Source organism: Neobacillus drentensis, from assembly GCF_036966985.1.
Classification (GTDB): Bacteria; Bacillota; Bacilli; order Bacillales; family Cytobacillaceae; genus Neobacillus; species Neobacillus drentensis_E.
Window position 1 is genome coordinate 1 of sequence record NZ_JBALSN010000419.1, and the last position, 202, is coordinate 202.

A 202-nucleotide genomic window follows, 5' to 3' on the forward strand; every position below is an offset into this window, starting at 1 on the left:
AGACTTTATATCATTTTTCCAATGGATGTCGGGGGCAGTAATCCGCATTGCAATGTCGTTGTATTTATGTGTGGATGTGCTAAATTTCAAGAGTAAACGCGTAAGGAATAGTACGCTGTGGGTAATTAGCTGTGCAGTGTTGGTACTTTCTTTGGTACCGATCTCCGATACGGAATACTATGGCATGTTGAAAAATCATTAT